General features: G+C 42.6%; 22 protein-coding genes. 5 read left to right on the plus strand and 17 right to left on the minus strand.

What is annotated here, in order from left to right; all coding sequences use genetic code 11:
• Positions 1-13: 13 nt before the first annotated feature.
• Genes pelA through ACSSWA_RS04795 form a run of 3 tightly spaced genes read right to left on the minus strand, consistent with a single transcriptional unit; the run spans position 14 to position 2,372 of the window.
• Positions 14-1,171 carry a pectate lyase gene (pelA, locus tag ACSSWA_RS04785; protein WP_437355422.1) on the minus strand — a complete coding sequence of 386 codons (1,158 nt, stop codon included), beginning with the start codon at positions 1,169-1,171 and terminating at the stop codon, positions 14-16.
• Entirely contained in the window at positions 1,168-1,968 is an 801-nt protein-coding gene (locus ACSSWA_RS04790; protein ID WP_437355423.1) for an alpha/beta hydrolase, read from the minus strand. Before ACSSWA_RS04790 ends, pelA begins: the two co-directional genes overlap by 4 nt.
• Entirely contained in the window at positions 1,965-2,372 is a 408-nt protein-coding gene (locus ACSSWA_RS04795) for a cupin domain-containing protein (RefSeq protein ID WP_437355424.1), read from the minus strand. Before ACSSWA_RS04795 ends, ACSSWA_RS04790 begins: the two co-directional genes overlap by 4 nt.
• 95 nt (positions 2,373-2,467) lie before the next feature.
• On the opposite strand from ACSSWA_RS04795, the gene purU reads away from it, so the two are divergent.
• Both purU and ACSSWA_RS04805 read left to right on the plus strand, forming a co-directional pair.
• Positions 2,468-3,319 (plus strand): formyltetrahydrofolate deformylase, encoded by an 852-nt coding sequence (gene purU, locus ACSSWA_RS04800; protein WP_437355425.1) that lies wholly within the window; start codon positions 2,468-2,470, stop codon positions 3,317-3,319.
• A 5-nt stretch (positions 3,320-3,324) separates the two neighbouring features.
• The gene (locus ACSSWA_RS04805) at positions 3,325-4,200 is read left to right on the plus strand and encodes a hypothetical protein (protein ID WP_437355426.1); all 876 of its coding nucleotides are present in this window, start codon (positions 3,325-3,327) and stop codon (positions 4,198-4,200) included.
• Here ACSSWA_RS04805 and ACSSWA_RS04810 read toward each other — a convergent pair.
• Both ACSSWA_RS04810 and ACSSWA_RS04815 read right to left on the minus strand, forming a co-directional pair.
• Positions 4,175-5,452: an MgtC/SapB family protein gene (locus tag ACSSWA_RS04810; protein WP_437355427.1), complete on the minus strand. Its 1,278-nt coding sequence runs from the start codon at positions 5,450-5,452 to the stop codon at positions 4,175-4,177. The two genes, ACSSWA_RS04805 and ACSSWA_RS04810, sit on opposite strands and share 26 nt — an antisense overlap.
• A 63-nt stretch (positions 5,453-5,515) precedes the next feature.
• Complete coding sequence (locus tag ACSSWA_RS04815; RefSeq protein WP_437355428.1) at positions 5,516-6,025, minus strand: nitroreductase family protein; 510 nt, start codon at positions 6,023-6,025, stop codon at positions 5,516-5,518.
• Between the two features lie 75 nt (positions 6,026-6,100).
• On the opposite strand from ACSSWA_RS04815, the gene ACSSWA_RS04820 reads away from it, so the two are divergent.
• Complete coding sequence (locus tag ACSSWA_RS04820) at positions 6,101-6,520, plus strand: secondary thiamine-phosphate synthase enzyme YjbQ (RefSeq protein WP_437355429.1); 420 nt, start codon at positions 6,101-6,103, stop codon at positions 6,518-6,520.
• A 287-nt stretch (positions 6,521-6,807) separates the two neighbouring features.
• On the opposite strand, the gene hemB is transcribed toward ACSSWA_RS04820, so the two are convergent.
• From hemB to ACSSWA_RS04870, 10 genes are read right to left on the minus strand one after another with little or no spacing between them, the layout of a single operon-like run.
• Complete coding sequence (gene hemB / locus ACSSWA_RS04825; RefSeq protein ID WP_437355430.1) at positions 6,808-7,782, minus strand: porphobilinogen synthase; 975 nt, start codon at positions 7,780-7,782, stop codon at positions 6,808-6,810.
• A 12-nt stretch (positions 7,783-7,794) separates the two neighbouring features.
• The gene (hemG, locus tag ACSSWA_RS04830) at positions 7,795-9,150 is read right to left on the minus strand and encodes a protoporphyrinogen oxidase (RefSeq protein ID WP_437355431.1); all 1,356 of its coding nucleotides are present in this window, start codon (positions 9,148-9,150) and stop codon (positions 7,795-7,797) included.
• Between the two features lie 56 nt (positions 9,151-9,206).
• Positions 9,207-11,294 (minus strand): M3 family metallopeptidase, encoded by a 2,088-nt coding sequence (locus tag ACSSWA_RS04835; RefSeq protein WP_437355432.1) that lies wholly within the window; start codon positions 11,292-11,294, stop codon positions 9,207-9,209.
• Positions 11,295-11,321: 27 nt separating this feature from the next.
• Positions 11,322-12,284 carry a ferrochelatase gene (gene hemH / locus ACSSWA_RS04840; RefSeq protein ID WP_437355433.1) on the minus strand — a complete coding sequence of 321 codons (963 nt, stop codon included), beginning with the start codon at positions 12,282-12,284 and terminating at the stop codon, positions 11,322-11,324.
• Between the two features lie 47 nt (positions 12,285-12,331).
• A complete protein-coding gene (gene hemN, locus ACSSWA_RS04845) occupies positions 12,332-13,702 on the minus strand; it encodes an oxygen-independent coproporphyrinogen III oxidase (RefSeq protein WP_437355434.1) in 1,371 nt (456 codons plus the stop codon).
• A 15-nt stretch (positions 13,703-13,717) separates the two neighbouring features.
• Complete coding sequence (hemE, locus tag ACSSWA_RS04850) at positions 13,718-14,764, minus strand: uroporphyrinogen decarboxylase (RefSeq protein WP_437355435.1); 1,047 nt, start codon at positions 14,762-14,764, stop codon at positions 13,718-13,720.
• A gap of 9 nt (positions 14,765-14,773) precedes the next feature.
• Positions 14,774-15,553 (minus strand): uroporphyrinogen-III synthase, encoded by a 780-nt coding sequence (locus ACSSWA_RS04855; protein ID WP_422881065.1) that lies wholly within the window; start codon positions 15,551-15,553, stop codon positions 14,774-14,776.
• A 1-nt stretch (position 15,554) separates the two neighbouring features.
• Positions 15,555-16,493, minus strand: coding sequence for a hydroxymethylbilane synthase (gene hemC / locus ACSSWA_RS04860; RefSeq protein WP_422881063.1), 939 nt, complete (start codon positions 16,491-16,493; stop codon positions 15,555-15,557).
• Complete coding sequence (gene hemA / locus ACSSWA_RS04865; protein WP_437355436.1) at positions 16,490-17,788, minus strand: glutamyl-tRNA reductase; 1,299 nt, start codon at positions 17,786-17,788, stop codon at positions 16,490-16,492. The genes hemC and hemA overlap by 4 nt, the downstream gene beginning before the upstream one ends.
• Before the next feature lie 16 nt (positions 17,789-17,804).
• On the minus strand, positions 17,805-18,629 hold the full coding sequence (locus tag ACSSWA_RS04870) for a cytochrome C assembly family protein (protein WP_422881059.1): 825 nt from the start codon (positions 18,627-18,629) through the stop codon (positions 17,805-17,807).
• Between the two features lie 177 nt (positions 18,630-18,806).
• Here ACSSWA_RS04870 and hemL point away from each other — a divergent pair, with 177 nt between their 5' ends.
• Entirely contained in the window at positions 18,807-20,096 is a 1,290-nt protein-coding gene (hemL, locus tag ACSSWA_RS04875; protein ID WP_437355437.1) for a glutamate-1-semialdehyde 2,1-aminomutase, read from the plus strand.
• Positions 20,097-20,131: 35 nt separating this feature from the next.
• Here hemL and ACSSWA_RS04880 read toward each other — a convergent pair whose 3' ends face one another.
• Entirely contained in the window at positions 20,132-20,539 is a 408-nt protein-coding gene (locus ACSSWA_RS04880) for a bacteriohemerythrin (RefSeq protein WP_437355438.1), read from the minus strand.
• Positions 20,540-20,596: 57 nt separating this feature from the next.
• Here ACSSWA_RS04880 and ACSSWA_RS04885 point away from each other — a divergent pair, with 57 nt between their 5' ends.
• On the plus strand, positions 20,597-21,583 hold the full coding sequence (locus ACSSWA_RS04885; protein WP_437355439.1) for a radical SAM protein: 987 nt from the start codon (positions 20,597-20,599) through the stop codon (positions 21,581-21,583).
• On the opposite strand, the gene ACSSWA_RS04890 is transcribed toward ACSSWA_RS04885, so the two are convergent.
• Complete coding sequence (locus ACSSWA_RS04890; protein ID WP_437355440.1) at positions 21,584-21,958, minus strand: response regulator; 375 nt, start codon at positions 21,956-21,958, stop codon at positions 21,584-21,586.
• Between the last annotated feature and the right edge of the window lie 25 nt (positions 21,959-21,983).

Genomic DNA, 21,983 nt, shown 5'->3' on the forward strand with positions numbered 1-21,983 from the left:
TAAACGCCTCAATTTATTCTTTAATCCATTTCTTTTTCCATTCCGGGTATTTATCGAGAGCCTGCTGAGGCAGGTAAGTGTACCACGTATATCCGGCACGCCTTTCGTGAGCCACTTCGGCAAGCGAATAGACTTTTTTGCCGTCGCGGTTGCAGAACAACGGTTTATGCGTAATCAGTTCGCTGTATCTCGGCCATATCGGAGGAGCGTCGGGATCTTCAACGACAAAACGGTCGACGCTTATTGTGCTCCATTTGTATTTTATCGGCTTAATCTTTTTTTCTTCGATTCGTATGCCTTTTATTTTGGATTCTTCGAACCAACGAACTGCGCTCTCGATTGCATTGATTAATCGCGGCGAAGGATTATCGATATCCATCAAAAACAAAACCAGGTCGGCGCTTTCCTGATTTGCAATGGACGGCAGTTCATAAGAACGCCCATGCTGAGGCTCGAGCGTTATATTATCGTGCTGTTGACCCCACGCATACAATACTCCGTTTTCTTTAATCTGGCAGTCGAGAATGCATTTTAAGCCTTTTTCGAATGCCATTACTGCTCTATCGTATAAATCCTGACTCACAAAAGAATATTGAGGTTCTTTTTTAATAATGTTATAGAGAACCCTCATAATGCCTGCCATTGCGCCGTCGTTGAAGGTAATAAATTTTCGGTAGCCGCTCGTATCCGGATAAAACTGAGGCCAGCCGCCGTTCGGATACTGAGCTTTTAGAATAAATTCGATTCCTTTGACGCAGGCTTCTTTATAACGTTCGTCCTTTAAAATTTCATAGGCGCGCGCGAGATATTCCACCTGAGTATGAGTAGTCCAATTATCGAAAGTTGTGTTGGTCATGTTTTTGGATTTCAGAAGCGCTTCTTTTTGCTCGTCGGTCAGGATGGCGAGCATATCGTAATTTTTGGGCCAGCCGCCGTTTTCTTTTTGATAAAGGAGAATATTATCGGCAATCTCTTTGATTTGCCACGGTTTGTATCTCGGTTGATTTTCGAGCGGATTGATTACGTTATCGTCGGCGCTTATATCGTACCAATGATGCGCGCTGTTCGCAAAACCCGACACGTCGATAATCGTTTTTTTATTTTGAGACTGTCCGTATACTGCCGCAAAAGACAAGGCAATTACGATAAGAAAGAATTTAACGGATTTCATTTTGTATCTCCGTGCAAATTAATTATTCCTCTGTTGACGAACCATTTTTCCAGCAGCGAAGGCCATTCCGACGCGGCATAGCCGCTCTTTTTTTCCATTCCGAAACCGTGACCTCCTTCGAAAAAAATATGAACTTCGGGGTAAACGTTAATTTTAACGCAGGCGTCGATAAAATTCAGAGATTCCCGTACGGGCACGCGAGTGTCGTCGGCGGCGTGCACGATAAATAACGGCGGAAGTTCTTCTTTTACTTTTTCATAAAGGTTCTGCAGCCACGGATAAACAAGTACCGCAAAATCGGGCTTGTAATTGTAGCCGTCGATCGAATCGATAAAAACGCGTTTGGGAGAAAGCATAACATTTGCCGCAAGGTGACCGCCGGCGGAAAATCCGATTACTCCGATTTTATTGCCCGGGCTTTTACTCCTTATAAAACAAACTGCTCTTTGAGCGTCGTCAAGCGCGTCATCCTCGTTTAGCCTGTATTTCAAAACGTACGCGTCGATGCCGAGATTGTTGAGCCACTTTGCAATTGTCACTCCTTCTTTTACAAACGCCAGATGATGATAACCTCCTCCCGGTAAAACGAGCATCGTAATGCCTTTCGACTCGCTTGCTTTATAAAAGACAAGTCCCGGTTGGTTTACGGACCAGAATCTTTCGTCGCTGTAATTTTCTTTTTCAGCAGAATTAGCCGCGCCGGGAGCGCTGCCGTTCCATATGTTAATAAATTCGAACTGCCCGAATACCGGAGCGCTTACGAACAGCAAGACAAGAATAATAATTTTAGTTTTCATTTCATGTTATATTTTTTTATTACGAGATATTTCAATTCGGTGTCGCCTGCGTTTCTAATGCCGTGCATGCTGTTCGGAGGGCAATAGAAACTCGAATACGGTTTCCCGATTCTTGTTTCGCCGTCGAGGTAAAATTCGGCGGTTCCTTCCAGGACGAAGAAGAATTCGTCTTCGGCGTGTGTATGCGGGGCGTGTGTCGCTTTATGAGGGGCGACGACGCTCATTTTCAGAGTGCGTCCGTCGAGAAAATTCTTGTCGACAAACCAGAACTGATAACCGACTTTGGTGCCGACCGTATCTTCCCAATTAAACTGACTGACGCATTCATCTATAGTAAATTGTTTCTGTTTATCCTGAGCTGCAATCAAGATCGGAATAAATAAAAAAAGAATTAAATATTTCATGGAGTCCTCCCTGAGCGTTTACTTCAACGTTTACTTACAAATTTAGCAACTTTTTTTCGTAATTTACAGGCAAAAATTTTTTATTTGTGGAAAAAATGAGCAGCGCAACTTTAATTTTATCTTGCACGGACCGCAAAGGTCTGGTGGCAAAAATATCCCAATTCCTTTATCAGCGAGACGCAAATATTATCGACCTGGACGAACACGTCGACAAAAACGAAAAGATGTTCTTTATACGCATCGAATGGGAACTAAACGGGAAGGCAAATCTTACGGATGAATTCATCGGCGAATTCAAAAAATTAGCCGACGAAATCGGCGCAAATTGGGAAATTAAACCGAACGAAAACAAAAAACGCCTCGCCATTTTTGTTTCGAAATACGACCATTGCCTGCTCGAAATTCTCTGGCGTTACAGCAATAACGAGCTTCACGCCGAAATCCCCCTCATTATTTCGAATCATCCCGATCTCGAACATGTCGCCCGTCAATACGCCATTCCCTATTACTGTTTTCCGATTACAAAAGAAAACAAACGAGAGCAGGAAGAAAAAGAACTCGAATTACTGAAAGAGCATCGAATCGACACGGTGATATTAGCGCGCTATATGCAGATTCTAACTCCCCGTTTTATCGCCGCATATCCGAATAACATAATCAACATACACCATTCTTTCCTGCCGGCGTTTATAGGAGCCGATCCTTATAAAAAGGCTTACGAAAGGGGCGTAAAATTAATCGGCGCAACTAGTCATTACGTTACGGAAGAGCTTGACGAAGGTCCAATTATCGAGCAGGACGTTATAAGAATTTCGCATAAAGATTCGTTGAAAGATTTAATCAGAAAAGGACGCGACCTCGAGCGGTTGGTGCTTGCCCGCGCGGTAGACTTACACGTCAACAACCGCGTTCTTCAGTACGGCAAAAAAACAATCATTTTCGAATAGCCGCCATGAAGAATTTGCTCCTTCTCGTTTCGATTACCATCGGTATTTTTTTTCCTTACGGACATAAGTTTACGTTTCTCATCCGGTATTTTTTGATGGCGCTGCTTTTCTTTTCGTTTCTCGATATTAAAATCGATAAGACTATAATAAGCGTTAAACATTTCATAATACTCGTTTCCCTTATTGGCGCTTCGTTCTTATCATACTTAGCCATTTATCCTTTCGATAAACTGCTGGCGCAAACCGCATTCATAACCGCAATAGCTCCCACTGCAATCGCCGCTCCGGTTATTATCAGTCTGAAGAAAGGAAAAGTGGAATTCACGCTTTTTTCTCTTGTATTGACAAACATAGTCATTACGATCATCCTGCCTTTCATTCTTCCTCTGATTATCAACAGCGGAAACGACATTACATTCAACGACATTTTACTGCCGGTGTTGGTTACATTTTCAACGCCATTAATTTTGGCAAGATTGGTTAAAGCAATAAGCGTTTCTTTATGGAAAAAATTAATCGACTTGAAGGACGGCTCGTTTTATATACTCGTCGTAAATGTTTATCTGGCTACTTCCGGCGCTTCGTATTATATCCGTAACAATCTCACTTCGGAATTGTCTTTGGTTTATGAAATCGGAATTGTTACTGCTTTAATCTGCGCATTTTTATTCACGCTGGGTTGGTTTATCGGCGGTAAAGAATATGCTTCCGAAGCCAGTCAGGCATTGGGTCAAAAAAATAATTCGTATACTATCTGGCTCGCAATAACTTTTATGAATCCGGTATCGGTACTCGGACCGGTTTTTTATGTGCTTTTTCAGAATACTTATATTTCGCTAAATCTCTATTATCACTCTAGGAAACAAAGTCCTTCAGATTGAAGAAAGTCAAAACAATTACGGGTATATGGAGAGCCGTCAAAATGCCGAATCGTATTATAACGTCTTTACGAACCTGTTTAACCATAGTTCCGAAGTAAATTCCTTTCATTATCGAATTGCTCATCATTGCAATTAAAATAGAGACGGCTATTATCTGAGCTTCGAATGCGCTTCCGCTAACGAGCGACAGAATGAACGGGTCGATATCGGTAATACCCACAACAGCCGCTAAACTCATAATTCCCGAACTGCCGAAATATGTTTTAACCAGTCCGGTTACTACCGAAAGTCCCAGGAACAAAATTGCAAATAAAATCGCAGGCCGTATTTCGAACGGGTTTTGCAAGTTTTGAATTTCTTTGTCGATTGTCGATTTCTTCGTTTTGGGATTATTGTGATTTATAAACGAAATGATAAATCCGGCTACGCTGAGAACTACAAGTTGCAGCCAGAGATGTTTAACGATTGCCGGATTGATAATATAAATAAGCACAAGAACCCGTAGATACATAACGCTCGAAGCGATGATTGAGCCCTGCAAGGCGGGATGAGATAAATTTTCGTTTTTTTGAGCCATCCTGCCGTAAGCTATCGATACGGCAGTGCTCGAAACAATTCCGCCCACAAGTCCCGAAATTCTAAACCCGGCATGAGCTCCCAAACGCTTCGAAATAATATATCCCACAAAACCAACCGAAGAAACGATGATTACAATCTGCCAGGTTTTATAAGGATTGATATTAAATTGCGTATAATTTTTATCCGGTAAAACGGGCAGTATTATAAGCGTTACGAGCAGGAATTTAAGGACGGCGAGAAATTCGACCCGGTCGAGGCGGTCGACGTAATATTCCAGACTCGCTTTTTCGGACAATAAAATCGTGCTTATAATTCCTAATGCCATCGACGCCCAGATATCTACAAGCAATGCCAGAGCTCCAACTATAAACGTTACAAGTGCGCTTACTTCGCTGGTAACGCCGTATTTATCGTATTGCGATTTTGAAAAATACGATATTGCGGTCAACGCCGAAATTGCAACGAGTCCGATTGGTAAAATCGCCTGCACCCCGATTTTATAAAGCCATGCGCATCCGAATCCCATTAAACTGATTATCGGATAAGTTCTTATGCCGCCGAGCATAACTTTTTTTTGTTTTCCTTTAGTGGTCTCCCTTTCGAGTCCCACCAAAAATCCTAGCGCGAGTGCAACTATGAAACGAAGTTGTTCCGTCCATTCGATTGAATGCATAACGTCACCGTAAAAATTGAAATTCCAAAATAACGGAAAGATTTGCTTGTCGCAACAAATTAATTACCAGCCGTTATAATGAATTCTTTCCGGTTTAAACCTCTCGGGCTGATTTTTCTTTTCGTCGGGATATCCGACAGCAACCATGGCTACAGGCAGAATGTTGTCCGGAAGATTAAATAATTCCCTGAATATTTTAATTCTCTCTTCTCTGGGATAAACCGCAATCCAAACGGAGCCTAATTCCAGATCGTGAGCCGCGAGTAGAATATTTTCCGCGGCTGCGGCGCAGTTCAAAGCAATATATCCGTCGAGATTTTCGATTTCCCTGTCTCCGCAAACGAGTATACCGACTGGAGCTTCTCTGCACATTTTAGCGTACGGATGCACTTCGGCTATTTTATTCAGAGTTTCTCTGTCGTCAATAACAACAAAGTGCCACGGCTGACTGTTGTGTGATGATGGCGCATACATTGCCGCTTTCAGTATTTTGTCGATTTTTTCTTTCTCGACGGGTTGGTTTTTGTAACGTCTTATGCTTCTCCTGGTTAAGATTGCTTCGAGCGTATTCATATTTCCTCCGGAATTGTTACATACAAAAATAAAATTTTACTTTTTTATTTTTGGAATAAGCAAACGGAGGAGCAAATGGTTTATCAGCGTGAAATTACGTTAAAACCGAAACAGCGCGGTTTTCACCTTATTACGAATGAAATATTGAGTCAATTAAATGGCATCGAAAAGATCCGGGCGGGCATTGCGCACATTTTCATAAAGCATACGTCGGCATCGTTAACATTGAACGAAAACGCCGACCCGACCGTCCGTAGCGATATGGAAAAATATTTCAACAGAATCGTACCCGAAGACGCTTCGTTCTTCGAACATACATTGGAAGGCACGGACGATATGACTTCTCATATCAAAGCTTCAATGCTCGGCAGCTCTGTAACAGTTCCCATTAAGAACGGCGATTTTAATCTCGGCACGTGGCAGGGAATTTATTTGTGCGAACATCGAAATTACGGCGGTCCCAGAAATATTGTGGTAACGATTTTAGGGGAATGAATTTGGGGTTAGGAGTTAGGGGTTAGGGATTAGGGGTTAGGGAGTTTTGGGGTTCGGAGTTTTGGGGTTCAACGTTCTTCGTTTTGGAGTTCTTTGTTTGGAGGTTCTTGGTTTTGGAGTTCTTTGTTTGTCATTCAAATTTATACAACAAAAAACGCCAGCGCTCCTAACGCCCGCACTTCCGCACACCCGCACAACGAACGTCACTATTCATGAATCCTTTATTATAAAAAGCCCCGGATAGAAGTCCGGGGCAGCGAATGTAATCTCGTCAAATTGTTTGCAAATCACTTCAACAGACGGGCGACGTCTTTAGCGAAGTAAGTAAGAATCATATCGGCGCCGGCGCGTTTGATCGCGATCAAAGATTCGAGCATTACCCTTTGTTCGTCGAGCCAGCCGTTTTTTCCTGCGGCTTTAATCATCGAATATTCGCCGCTCACCTGGTAAGCCGCCGTCGGCATTCCGAATTTTTCTTTAACGCGCCATATAATGTCGAGATACGCCCCGGCGGGCTTAACCATTATTATATCAGCTCCTTCTTCGATATCCGTTTCCGCTTCTCTTAGAGCTTCGAGCGCATTTGCCACATCCATCTGATGCGACCTCCTGTCGCCAAAGGCGGGAGCGGATTCGGCGGCGTCCCTGAAAGGTCCGTAGAATCCCGAAGCGTATTTAACCGCATAACTCATAATCGGAATTTCAGTAAAACCGTTCTCGTCGAGTATTTTTCTGATAGCCGCCACTCTGCCGTCCATCATATCGGAAGGAGCTACAATATCGGCTCCAGCCTGAGCGTGCGTCAGAGCTTCCCTTGCTAACAGCTCAACGGTTTCGTCATTGAGAATCTTTTCGCCGTCAAGCAGTCCGCAATGTCCGTGAGAAGTATACTCGCACAGACATACGTCGGTAATAACCAGAAGGTTTTTAACTTCTTTTTTAATTGCCCGGACGGCGCGTTGAATAATGCCTTCGGGATTGTACGCGTCCGAACCTTTTTCGTCTTTATGTTCCGGAATGCCAAATAAAATTACCGCCGGCACTCCCAGCTGTTCCAGTTCCTTGCATTCTTCCACAAGAACGTCTATCGACATCTGATATACGCCGGGCATCGAACCGATCTCTTTTTTGATTTTTTCTCCCGGAACTACGAAAAGCGGATAGATCAAATCTTCTTTGTTGAGTTGCGTTTCGCGTACCATATCCCTGACGACCGGATTATATCTCAATCTTCTCAATCTTTTAATTGGAAAAGTTGCCATAATACACCTCTGCTAATTTATTTCTAATTCGGAATTCTTAATGCAGTCGCCGACGGAAATTCCTCCCCGGTAATTTCCCCGCAAATAAATACCTTTATGTTTTTCTTCAAAGGCTTCAAAATATTTTTCGTGTTCGATATAACCGAGATTATATTGCGGAATCGCTTTCTGCCAGAGTTTATCTTCAATCAAAACCGGCTCGCCTTCAATGTTCATAATCCGATGAAATTCCGAAAGAACTTTTTTTATCAATTCGGATTTATCCGTATCAAACAAGCGCGGCGAACGGGCTCCTCCGATAAACAATGTAAAAGCGGCTTTGTCTTCCGGCGATCTGTTTGGAAAAATCGACGAGCTCCAGATAGCCCCCAGAAAATGCCTTTTTTCTTTCGAGGGTATCAGGAAGCCGAAACCGTCGAGTTCACGTTTAATGTCTTTTTTGTTATAACCGAGATATAACACCATTACAGGCGGATAGTAAATCGAATTGAGATGCTCCGCCAATTTTTGATCGAGTTCTCCGAATACTTCGGAAGCAATGTAAGCGGGCAGAGTCGAAATAACCGTATCCGCCGTCAGGCTCTCCCGGTTATCGTTCGATTCGTACGTTACATTCCACCGTTTGTCGTTTGAACCTGCCACGCTTAAAACTTTTGCGTTGAATACGATATTATCCTTCAATTTATCCGCAAGAGCGTTCGGCAGCGACTGCATTCCTTCCAGAAACGAAAACATTTTTGCGCTCTGTTTCGATTCCTCGCTGCGTTGTTTCCTTTCCCTGGCTCCTTTAATCATACCCTTTATTAATCCGCCGTAGACTTCTTCGAGCCGGTACAATTTAGGGAAAGCGGATTTAACGCTGAGCTTTTCCGGGTCGCCGGCAAACACTCCGCTCACAAACGGATCGATTGCGTAATCGAGGAATTCGCCGCCGAGTCGTCTTCTTACAAACTGAGCGATACTCTGATAATATCCGTCTTCCGATTTCGAAATAAACGGCTCTGCCATCAGTCTGAATTTAGCGCCGGGGGAAAACAATTTTGTTCTTATAAACGAGCCCGGACTCATCGGCAGAGGTATTAATTCGCCGTTTTTTAAAATATATCTTTTGGAAGCAGCAGCGTTGGCATAAATCATTTTATCCGAAAGATTAACTTCTTCAACGAGTTTTCTTATCAACGGAGTAGTTTCGAGTCCGCTGTTCGGCCCGTAATCAATCAGGAAGCCATCGATCTTTTTTGAAATCATGGAACCGCCCGGCTCGTTTTTTATCTCGAGGATAGTAACGTCGTAACCTTTTTTAACAAGCCAATACGCGGTTGAAAGTCCCGATATACCGGCGCCGAGAACGACTATTTTCTTCGACATTTATAGTTTCCGTTTATTGAACATGCACAAATATACAGAGTCCGAGAATAGAATAATCAATCGAGACCTCTTCTTTTCAATAGCGCGTCTACTTTCGGTTCTCTTCCTCTGAAATCGATATAGAGCTGCATCGGGTCTTCAGTGCCTCCTTTCGACAAAAGCTTTTTGAACGCCGCAGCAGTTTCTTTGTCGAACAAGTCGCCTTTTTCTTTGAAAGCTTCGAACGCGTCCGCATCCAGAACAGCCGACCAGATATAGCTGTAATAACCGGCAGAGTATCCGCCGACAATATGCGCGAAATTGGTAGTTTGATAACGCGATTCGATTTCCGGAATCTTTCCGAGTTTATCGAAGCATTTCTTTTCGAATTCTTCCACGTTTTGCAATGTAGTATCGGTCAAAGTATGCCAGTCCATATCGAGAAAAGCCGCGGCAAGATATTCAACGGTTTCGAATCCCTGATTAAACAGTTTGGAATTTTCTATCTTTTCAATCAATTCGTCGGGAATCGGTTCGCCCGTTTTGTAATGCCTTGCATAGAGTTTCAGAACTTCCGGTTCCAGAGCCCAGTTTTCCATAATTTGCGAAGGCAATTCCACAAAATCGCGCGGAACCCATTTCGTTCTGTAATAAGTCGTATTCGACAATAACGAATGAAGCGCGTGTCCGAGTTCGTGGAAAAGCGTATTTACTTCGTCCACGCTCATTAATGCTGGTTTATCGGCTGTCGGCTTGGAAAAATTGCCTACGTTATAAACGAGCGGGGTTATAAAATTGCCGTCGATATTCGACTGCACACGGAAACTGCTCGACCAGGCGCCGCTTCTTTTGCCGTCGCGCGGATAATAATCGGTATAAAAGATTCCGATGTGATTGCCCTTTTCATCCAACACCTCAAAAACTTTTACGTCCGGATCATAAACCTGAATGTCGTTTCTTTCCACGAATTTGATTCCGTACAATCTCGAAGCGACTTCGTATGCTCCTTTCAATACGTTTTCCATTTTGAAATAAGGCCGCAGCATCTCTTCGTCGAGGTCGTATTTTTCCCTTTTTAATTTTTCGGCATAGTACCACCAGTCCCAAGCCTGCAGCTTGAAATTGCCGTCTTCGGAGTCGATAATCTTTTGCATTTGCTCGACTTCCGATTTTGCGCGTTTCAATGCGGGGGTCCATAACTCATGCAAAAACTTATTAACTCTGTCGGGCGTTTTCGCCATATTCACTTCGAGAACATAATCCGCGTGAGTTTTATAACCAAGCAGATTGGCTCTTTTTACTCTGAGAGAAACAATGCGGGCAATAATGTCTTTATTGTCGTATTCGTTGTTATTGTTGCCCCTGTTTATGTACGCTTTAAAAAGCTTTTCCCGCAATTCTCTTTTAGGCGAATATTGAAGGAACGGAATCCAGCTCGGTTTTTGAAGCGTAAAGACCCACTTGCCTTCGTATCCTTTTTCCGAAGCGGTTTCCGAGGCAAGTTGAATAACGCTTTCGGGCAAACCTGCCAGGTCATCTTTGTTGTCGATTACAAGCGCGACTGCGTTTGTTTCCTTCAATAAATTTTCGCTGAATTTAAGGGCGAGAGACGATATCTCCTCGTTTATTTTCCGCAATTCTTCTTTTTTGTCCTGCGGTAAATCGGCTCCGCTCCGCACGAAATCCTTGTAATAAAATTCGAGAAGACGCATTTGTTCGGCATTAAGTCCGAGCGATTCCTTTTTCTCGTAGAGGGCTTTTACGCGCTTAAACAACTTATCGTTAAGATAAATATCGTCTTCATGCCGCGTTAGCAAAGGAGTGATTTCCCGCGCCGCCTGCTGCAACTTTTCATTTGTATTTGCTTCGTTCAAAGCGTCGAACAATCGGGAAACGCGGTCGAGCAAAGCGCCGCTTTTTTCCATCGCCACGATAGTGTTTTCGAAAGTCGGCTCTTCGCTGTTGTTGGCTATCTCCTCGATTTCTTTTTTCTGTTGTTCTACAGCATACTTCACAGCAGGCAGAAAATGCTCGTCTTTAATTTCGTCAAACGGCGGAGTTTCAAAAGGAGTATTCCATTTTTTCAATAAGGGATTTTCCATAATTTTTTCTTGCGGTATTATTGATGAAAAAGCTATAACAAACAAAAACAAAAAGAACTTCATGACAGCTCCGATTTATTATAAAACAAATTATTCCGGAGGTAAATTTTTAACTACGAGGTCGTAAAGCGCCTCGACAAACAAAGGCGAATCGTTGAGTCCGGTCATCACAAAATAGTTTTCTATTCCGCATTCATCGGCAACGTGGCGGTATTCGATATCGAGTTCGAAAGAAGTTTCGATGTGGTCCGAAACGAAACTAATCGGAATGACGAGCAAGTGTTTATGACCTTCCTCAGCCAGTTTTTCGATCATATCGTCAGTAGCGGGTTCGAGCCATTTCTGCGGACCTACTTTGCTCTGGAAACAGAGATGATACGGATGCGAATAATTGCGCGCTTTCATAACGGCTTCCATCGTCTCTTTGATTTGATGACTGTAAGGGTCTCCCTTTTTAACAAGATAGACTGGCGTTCCGTGAGCGCTGAAAACCAGTTGAATTTGGTCTCTTACATTCTCGGGAAATTTTTCTATCGTCTCGTCGATTCTTTGATTCAATGCGGCAATATATTTCTCGTGCGTGTGATAATGATCGATACAAATCAATTTGTCTTCCGGACCTCGATATTTTCTTTTCCACTCGTTAAAAGACGATCCGGTTGTGGTTATTGAATAGTGAGGATAGAGAGGAAGCATAACGACTTTATCGTAATTTTCCGATTCAATTTTTTTTGCCGCTTCTTCCGTAAAAGGTTTCCAATATCTCATGGCAGTATAAACGTCGTATCGCGAGCCCGTTTGATTCAATTTTTCTTCGAGCATACTTCTTTGTTTTTCGGTCCATTCGTTTATGGGTGATTTTCCGCCGATTAATTTATATTCTTCTTCGACTTTAGGCGCCCTTCTGCTCGAAATGAATTTTGCGAACAGTTTTTGACCTACCGGAATTTTAAATATATCCGGATCCTGAAATAAATTATAGAGGAAAGGTTCCACGCTTTCGAGCGAATCGGGACCTCCCAGATTAAAAAGCACTACTGCATTTTTTCCCATTTTTTTTTCTTTCTTTTGTTGTTCCGCATACTAAACACGCAAAACAATCATATGGTTCTTGAATATTTTGTGTTTTCTTTTTCGAGATATTTGTCGAAATTCATTGCGATATTTCTAATCAATAATCTGCCCATCGGAGTAACGGTAATTTTACGTTTGTCGATTTCGACAAGATTATCGCCGGCAAATTCTTTCAAACCTTCGAGCGCATTGGCAAAATAGTTTTCGAATTCGATATTGAATTTATCTTCGATATAATTGAAATCGAGCTCGAAATCGCACATGATTTTTGTAATAACTTCCCTGCGCAATAAATCGTCGTCGCTCAGATAATAGCCTCTTTCGACCGGGAAGGTTTCGTTGTCCAAAGCCTCAAAGTACTCTTTTTCCTTCTTGTAATTTTGCGCATAAATTCTTCCGATCTGACTAATGGAAGTAATTCCCATAGCGTACAAATCCGCGCCCGAATGAGTGCTGTAGCCCTGGAAATTCCTGTAGAGTTTCTTTTCTCTCAAAGCCACAGCCAATTCGTCGTTCGGTTTGGCAAAGTGATCCATTCCAATAAAGACATAGCCGGCAGACGTCAATTTTTCGATTGTCATTTTGAGAATCTGCAGTTTGATTTCCGGTTTTGGCAAATCCTCCGGTTTAATCAATCCCATATGTTTTTTCAGCCACGGGACGTGCGCATAATTAAAGACGGCAATTCTGTCGGGCGAGATATCGATAATTTTATCGACCGTGCTTTCGAAAGTTTCGAGAGTTTGAAAAGGAAGACCGTAAATCAAGTCGAGATTAATACTGTGAAATCCGAGTTCGCGCACCCAGCCGACCACCTGTCGCGTCATGTCTTCCGGTTGAATTCTGTTGACGGCTTTTTGAACTTTGTCGTTGAAATCCTGTACGCCCATACTGATTCGATTGAATCCGCCGTTTCTTAACGCCGCAAGATGTTCTTTGGTCAATCCGCGGGGGTCGATTTCGCATCCTTTTTCGGCTTCGGGCAGCATTTCGAAATTTGAATTGATGTAACCGATAAGATCTTCGATTTCGTCGGGATTCAGATGCGTGGGCGTGCCGCCTCCCCAATGCAATTGGATGACTTTCCTGTCCGGCTTTAAATATGACCTTAACAAATCGATTTCGTTTTTGACGTAATTGATATATTGTTTTATTCTGTCGCGGTTCCTCGTTACTATCATATTGCAGCCGCAGAAATAACAAAGCGTATCGCAAAAAGGAATATGATAATAGAGCGAAAGATACGGCGGATTATCCTGATTGTTAGTTCTTATTACTTCGTCGATAAAATTTTCCGCTTTAAACGATTCGTTAAAATGGGGCGCCGTCGGATAACTTGTGTATCTCGGACCCGGTCTGTCGTATTTCTTTATCAAATCGAGATTTATGTCGAGCATTTCTAACCTGCTTTTTTATATAAAATTCTTTTTACTTTCTTCTTTGACTGTAGCAACGAGAAACTTCACGTTTTCAGGGTCGATATCGGGAAGTATTCCGTGACCCAAATTAAAAATATGACCCGGACCTTTACCGTAAGAATTTAGCGTTCTTACAGTTTCTTCGAAGATTTTATCTTTGCCGGCATAAAGCGCAGTCGGGTCGAGATTCCCCTGCAAAGCGACTTTATCCCCGACTTGCTTCCTGACCTCGCCAAGATTCATCGTCCAATCGAGACCCAGTACATCCGCTCCGCTGTCAGCCAGTTTATCAATCGAATAATGAACTCCTTTTGCAAATACAATAACCGGCTGGTCTTTGCGATTTATTTTTGCGATAGTTTCCTTAATATATCTGAGAGAAAATTCCTCGAAATCGTGAGGGGACAAAATACCGCCCCAGGTATCGAAAATCTGAAGAGCGTCGGCTCCCGATTCCAACTTAGCCGATAAATATTCGGCGACCGCATCGGAAATCATTCCCAACAGCCGGTGCGCAGCTTCCGGTTGATTATAAATAAACTTCTTGACTTCCGAAAAGTTTTTTGAACCTCCGCCTTCAACCATGTATGTCATTAAAGTCCAGGGCGATCCCGAAAATCCGATTAACGGCGTCCGTCCGTTCAATTCTCTTTTTGTAAGCGAAACGGCGTCGAGAACATATTTCAAATCTTTGTAAGGATCGATCTTCTTTAGCCGGTTAATATCGTCCGAACTTCTGACCGGTTCGTAAAGTTTCGGACCTTTACTTTCGACCATCTCGAGTTTCATGCCCATTGCTTCGGGAATAACAAGTATGTCGGAAAAAATAATTGCGGCGTCAACGCCGATAATATCGACCGGTTGAAGAGTAACTTCCGCCGCCAGTTCGGGCGTTTTGCACATTGTTAGGAAGTCGTATTTTTCCCTTACTTTTCTGTATTCCGGCAAATACCTGCCCGCCTGTCTCATTATCCAAACCGGAGTTCTTTCAGTATTCTCTTTTTTGCAAGCTTTCAGAAACAAGTCGTTTTGTAAGTTCAATTTTCCTCCTTATGCCATATTACCTGTAGATTTATAAAACGTTATGATTGCATTCGAAATTCCATCGAGCGAAAATTCGGCCGGTACGATATTTACATTAACGCCCGATTTTCTTATCTCTTTTTCCGTTGTAGAGCCGATCGCGCAGATATAATTTTCCTTAAAGTATTCAACGGGATCGTCAATATCCATAATTGCGATAAAATTCCTGTAGTTTGACGGACTGGTAAACACAAATAATTCCGGCTTATCTTCTTTAATCGAATCGATTTTATCCGCAAGAGCATCGACGTCGTTTTGAACAGTGTCGTAAATTTTAATCAACGAAACGGCGGCTCCGAGCTTAGTTAGTCCCTTTTGCAATTCGTCCCGCGCTATTGAAGAACACGGTATCAGTATTTTTGTATTTTCCACGCCGATATTTTCGAATCGTTCGAGTAATCCCGAAGCGCTGAACTTTCCGGGAATAATGTGGATATAATAACCTTTCTCGTTGCAAACTTCAGCCGTGGCTTTACCCGTAACGGCAATTTTGGTTTTGGAAAGGTCGAGCCCGTACTTTTCGGCAATATTATGAAAAACCTCAACCGCATTTTGCGACGTAAAGATCAGATAATCGAAACTTCTGATTTCAGTGGCAAGTTCGGCAATTTCAATTTCGTTATACGCCGGAACAATTTTAATAGCCGGGAAAAAAATCAGATCGGCTCCTTCATCCGCAAGCGGCTGCAACGATCTGTAAATTCCTTCTTCTTTCGTAATCAATATTTTCTTGTTTTCGAGCAGCAATTTATCCGTTCGATTTAATGTCGGATAAAATTTTACGGGCTCCTGCGCGCAACAAATCCTTGGCCAGCGTTTTTCCAAGAGCTTCGGGATTTGCGGACGAGCCTCTCGCTTTTTTTCTGAAAGTAATCGTGCCGTCGAGACTTGCCACAACCGCGTCGAGATACAAACCGTTCGATTCCTTTTTGGCATAAGCTCCGATGGGCACCTGGCAGCCTCCTTCCAACGCCTTCAGCAACGATCTTTCAGCGGCTGTTTCCACGTAGGTGTCAAAATCGTGAATCGATTTCAGAATTTCAATTGCGTCGTTATTGTCTTCTTTAACTTCAATACCGAGAGCGCCCTGTCCGACAGCCGGCAATATTTCGTCGACCGAAATATATGAAGAAATATATTTTTTGAGATTGAGCCTTTCGACGCCCGCTCTGGCAAGAATAATCGCATCCCAGTCCGACTCCAGAAATTTATTTATGCGCGTCGGCACGTTTCCTCTCAAATCGACAACTTTAATGTCGGGACGCAAGTGGAGCAATTGGGCTTTCCTTCTTAGCGAACCCGTAGCCACAACGGCTCCTTCGCGTAATGAATCGATCGTTGTTTTTTTCTTGCGCGCAATCAGAACGTCTTCAACCGGATGTCGTTTCGTTACGGCGGCAAGAATTAAACCCTTCGGCAATTCCGTTTGCAAGTCCTTTAAACTGTGAACGGCGATGTCGATCGAGCCTTTGAACAGCTCGTTTTCGAGCTCTTTGGTGAATAAGCCCTTGTCGCCGATTTTCGACAGCGATTTGTTTAAGATTTTGTCGCCTTTGGTGCGAATAATCTTAATTTCAACGTCGAGATTTTTATCGGCTTTTTCGAGCTGTTTTTTTACAAAATTTGCCTGCCAGAGAGCCAGTTCGCTCCCACGGCTGCCAATTTTAAGTTTGCGTTTCTTATTCAATTTTCTTCCTTATTATTTTCTTCGGCGCCATTTGTTTTATTTTCAAGAGCGAATAATTCTTTGATTAAAAACGAATGATTCGCAATGTCGTCCGGATTAACTCCTTGTTCGGCAAGTTGTCTTAGTTTGATTGTGGGATTGTGCAGCAGTCTGCCAATTAACCTGCGCGTCATATCTTCGATTTTGTTGAAGTCCTCCGGCGTTACTTTATGCTTTATTTTTTCGAGTTCGTCTTCGCGTATCGAATCGAAGAAATTCCTCAGCGATTTAATGACGGGCACAATTTCTAAAGTGTTGTACCACGCAAAGAAGTTCTGCATTTCTTCCATTATAATCGATTCGATTTTCGGAATCTCATTTTTTCTTTTTTGAATATTCTGGTCGACAATGACTTTTAACGATTCCATATCGTGATAGAAAACGCTGTCGATTTCTTTTACCTTCGGATCGATATCCCTCGGAACGGCGATATCCATAATAACAATCGGCTGCCCTTTCCTTTTTTTAACGGCTGCGGCTAAATCTTCGTAATGAACAATAAGATTTTCCGCGCTCGTTGCGCTTATAATAATATCATAGTTGTGTAAATGTTCTTTGAGAGACGTAAAAGGAATAATTCCGCCGTTTACTTTTTCGGCGAGTTTTTCTGCGCGTTCGAGCGTGCGGTTGGATATGCTGATTTTTCCGACGCCTTTATCTCTCAAGTGAACCGCAGCCAATTCGCCCGTTTCGCCCGCCCCGATTATCAGCGCCGATTTTTTATCGAGATTCGAATAGATTTTTTCTACAACCTGCACAGCCGCATAACTGACAGTTACCGCGCCTTCGCCGATAGCGGTCTCTTTGATTGCCCTTTTGCCGACTTTCAAAGCCGCTTCGAATACCCGTTTGATTACGGAGCCCGAGAAATTAATATCTTCCGAAATTTCGTAAGCTTCTTTCACCTGTCCCAGAATCTGGCTGTCGCCGATAACCATCGAGTCGATTCCAGCGGCAACCGAGAAGAGATGTTTAACGGCTCCGCACGAAAAGTATCTTCTGAAATGTTCGTTCTTAAGATTTTCCACCTTTTTGAATTCCAGCAGACTTGCGATTATTTTATTCGAATCGAGATTGTAGTTAGGCAATAACGAATAGATTTCGGTTCTGTTGCAGGTCGATATAATCACGCCTTCTTTAAAATTCTCTTTCAAGCGCGATATAAACTCAATAATCTCATCACGGTTAAGGTGGAGCGATTCGAGTATTTCTATCGGCGCGGTTTTATGATTTATTGTAATTCCGACAAAGTTCATTTATGCAAATCTATTTTTAATAAAATGAATGAAAAGTATTTTGCAGAGTGCTCGTTAAAATCAACGAGACCATCGTAAGGACAAATCCGGTAAGAGAAAATATAATAACTTTTCTGCCGTACCATTTACCGATCAATTTGCTTGCAATGCCGAGGCAATAGATAATCCATACGAAAAACGTTCCTACCAATTTCGGGTCTCCGTAACTGAAATCGGGAAAAGCGCTCGGCAGCCAAATTATTCCGATAATCATTGCTACGGTCAATAGAATAAACCCGATTAAGACAGAATAGAAGCTGAGTTTTTCAAGAATTTCGAGACTCGGCAGTCTGTTGAAAATCAGTCCGAATTTATTTGTCTTGAGATTTTTGTAAAGTATAAGAAACAAAATACCGTAGACCGCCGATATTGTAAAACCGGAATAACCCAGCAATGCGCTTATAACATGAATTCCGAGCATACGATTCCTGAGCACTTCCGGCACCTGATAATTGTGCTCAATAAAGAGCGAAGAGATAATCTGAAAAATAACGGAAAAAAAGAGTATGAAAGTTCCCGTTCCCCTTATGTCCGTAAGAAGTTCCAGCAGAAAATACGAAAATGCTATCGAACAGGCTAATAGCGAAAATATTTCGAATTTACTCGTTATCGGAGTGTGATCGAATTCCACCGTTCTGAAAATGATATAGAGAATGTGAGCAATTAACGTGACAAAGAGGAATATTCTCTTTGAATGCGTGAACTTACTTTTTTCCGAAAAAAAGTCGAAGGCGTAAACAGAAAGCACAATTATATATAAGAACGGCAGCAATATATTGAAAAACGAAATTGTAGATAACATACTCTATTAATTTTATTTGTGAGCCATAAATTAACAAATTATTAGCAAAAAAGCCCTCGTTCGTTCGTGTTCCGCAAGGTAATATTTAGCGACGAAAAGTCGGGCATATTTTCCCGTTGAGCCGAATTTTGATATTTTTACATAAGCAATTGAGAATTTAACTGAAAAAGGAAATTTATGAAAAACAAAAAAAGCCAAGAATTGTTCGAAAGAGCGCAAAAATTAATTCCCGGAGGAGTAAATTCGCCGGTAAGAGCGTTCAAATCGGTCGGAGGAACTCCGCTTTTTATAACCCGGGGCGAAGGCTCCAGAATGTACGACGCCGACGGGAATGCATTGATCGATTATATCGGAAGCTGGGGACCGCATCTTTACGGGCACAATCCTCCTTTTATTAAAGAAGCACTTTTAAAAGCGCTCGAAGACGGCACAAGCTTCGGAGCGCCGACGGAGATAGAAGTTAAAATGGCGGAATTGATTTGCGATCTGGTTCCGTCGGTCGAAATGGTTCGTATGGTAAACAGCGGCACCGAAGCGACAATGAGCGCAATAAGAGTAGCCCGCGGTTTTACGGGTAAAGAAAAAATAATAAAGTTCGAAGGATGCTATCACGGGCACGGCGACTTCTTTCTTATAAAAGCAGGCAGCGGCGCATTGACATTCGGCGTTCCGACAAGTCCCGGAGTTACCAAAGGGACGGCAGCCGATACTCTTCTTGCCGAGTTCAACAATATCGAATCGGTCAAAAAAATAATCTCCCAAAACAAAGGCGAAATTGCGGCTTTAATACTCGAGCCGATTGTGGGAAACATGGGAACGGTCCGTGCAAACGACGACTTCATCAAAGAATTACGGGATTTGTGCTCCGAAGAAAAAATCGTATTGATTTTCGACGAGGTAATGACCGGGTTCCGCGTAGCAGCAGGCGGCGCTCAGGAAATCCTCGGCGTTAAACCCGATATGACCACATTCGGAAAAATTATCGGCGGAGGTCTGCCAGTTGGAGCTTACGGTGGCAAAAGGGAAATTATGGAAATGGTTTCGCCGGTAGGACCGGTTTATCAGGCGGGAACATTGAGCGGAAATCCGCTGGCTATGAACGCAGGCTACGCCGCGCTCTCCCACATAAAAAACAATCCTGATATTTACAAGGATCTCGAATCCAAATCTTCGCGCCTGGCAAACGGCATTATGAACGCTGTTAAATCGACTGGGAAAAATTTTCAATTAAATCGGGTCGGATCGATGATGACGCTCTTCTTTACGGAAGAACCGGTATTCGATTTCAAAACCGCAATCAAATCCGATACCGAACTGTTCGGCAAATTTTTCCATTCGATGCTAAAACGCGGCGTTTATTTGCCGCCGGCGCAGTTCGAGGCGCTCTTCGTATCGACAGCGCATTCCGACGATGAAATCGACGCCACAATCAAAGCCGCCGAAGAATCTTTAAAAGAAATCTTATGAATTGACCGCCGGATTTAATTCCGGCGGGTTTTTTATCAATAAACTCCTTTGGCGTTCAAATGAGCGGTGTATTTTTTATCGCTTCCCTGTATATGCCCGATAAGCCAATCCTGCAGAAAATTCATTACGTTTATACTCAGATTGGTATTTCCTTTCTCGTAATTTTCTTTCAGCTCGTTCAATTGTTTTATTAAATTTTGATGCGTCTGTTTGTGAAGCAAACTTTCGCTGTAACCGTATTTTTCCATCAATTTTTCTTCAAAAGAAAAATGCGTGTGAGTATATTCCACAAGCTCGCCGAATATTTTACTCAAGGCTTCTTTACCTTTGCCGGCTTTCATTGCGTCGTGAAGTTCGTTGATAATATCCAGCAATTTTTTATGCTGCTCGTCGATGCTTTTAATGTTTACGGAATAAGAATCCGTCCATCTGAACAACGGCATTATACCTCCAATTTTTTATATATTATATTATCGGCAATAAGAATAATAAGTTGAATTATGGCGTTCATACCGTCGTACATAAAACTGCTGGAATCGGGCGAACTTAAGAAACGTGCCGAATCAGCTTATGAAAAAATGCGGAAATGTACTGTCTGCCCGAAAGAATGCGGCGTCGACCGGACGAATTACGAATACGGTTTTTGCCTCAGCGGTCATTTACCGATTGTATCTTCTTACACGCCTCATTTCGGAGAAGAGCCGGTTCTCTCGGGTACCTCTGGAGCAGGCAACATTTTCTTCGGCAATTGCAATTTGAGATGCATCTACTGCCAGAATTACCAAATAAGCCAAAACTGGGAAGCCGAAAAATTCAACGAAACGTCGTACGAAAAGCTTGCGGAGATAATGCTCGAATTGCAGGAACGGGGCTGCCATAATATCGGTCTGGTTTCCCCGACCCATTTCGCAGGCTCGATTCTTAAATCGATCTACATTGCGGCGCAAAAGGGATTGCGACTTCCGATAATTTACAATTCTAACGGTTACGACTCAGTAGAAACGCTAAAATTGTACGAAGGCGTTGTCGATATTTATTTACCCGACTTTAAATACGGCAGCAGCGAATACGGCAAACTCTATTCCAATGCTAAAGATTATTTTGAAATTGCCGGCAACGCCATAAAAGAGATGCACCGCCAGGTAGGTTCCGAACTTGTTTTCGAGGGCAATACCGTAGCGCGGGGATTGATAATCAGGCATCTCGTACTGCCGAACGATCTCTCCGAAACAGAAAGGGTTTTCAAATTTATTTCCGAAGAGCTCGACAATGAAGTTCATATTTCATTAATGTCGCAATATTATCCGGCGCACAAAGCAATCAAGGAACCTTTATTGAGCAGGACATTGCGACCAATAGAATATTATAAAGCAATCGAATTGATGGAAAAATACGGACTCAAAAACGGATGGATACAGGAACTGGAGAGTTATAATTACTACCGCCCCGATTTCGAGTACGATCGTAAGAATCCTTTCGGGAATTAATCAAACATACAAATGTTCGTATCTGTGGAATATCCGCTCGAGCCGTTCTGCCAGTTGAGAAAGCACGTCCGTCTTCAAAAGGCAGCCTTCTATTCTGTAGGAAATCAGTTTTTCGATATACTCCCTCTCATTGTTAGCCGTTAATGCAATTACGGGCACTTCAAATGTTTTTAACGTTTCCAGAAAATCAAGCCCGCTTCCGAAATCCGCATCCGTATTAATAAATACCATTCTCGGTTTTCTTCTGTCAATTTTGTCGAGAGCTTCTTTTTCCGAGTTCACTTCTACGACTTTCGTCATAAACTTCTTTTCGATGAATTTTTTCAGTAATCCACGAAAATTGAGGTCTTCGTCAATAAGTAAAATATAACTCATTTTATAATCCCTCTTTTATCCACAT

Source organism: Melioribacter sp. Ez-97, assembly GCF_051488665.1.
Lineage (GTDB): Bacteria > Bacteroidota > Ignavibacteria > Ignavibacteriales > Melioribacteraceae > Melioribacter.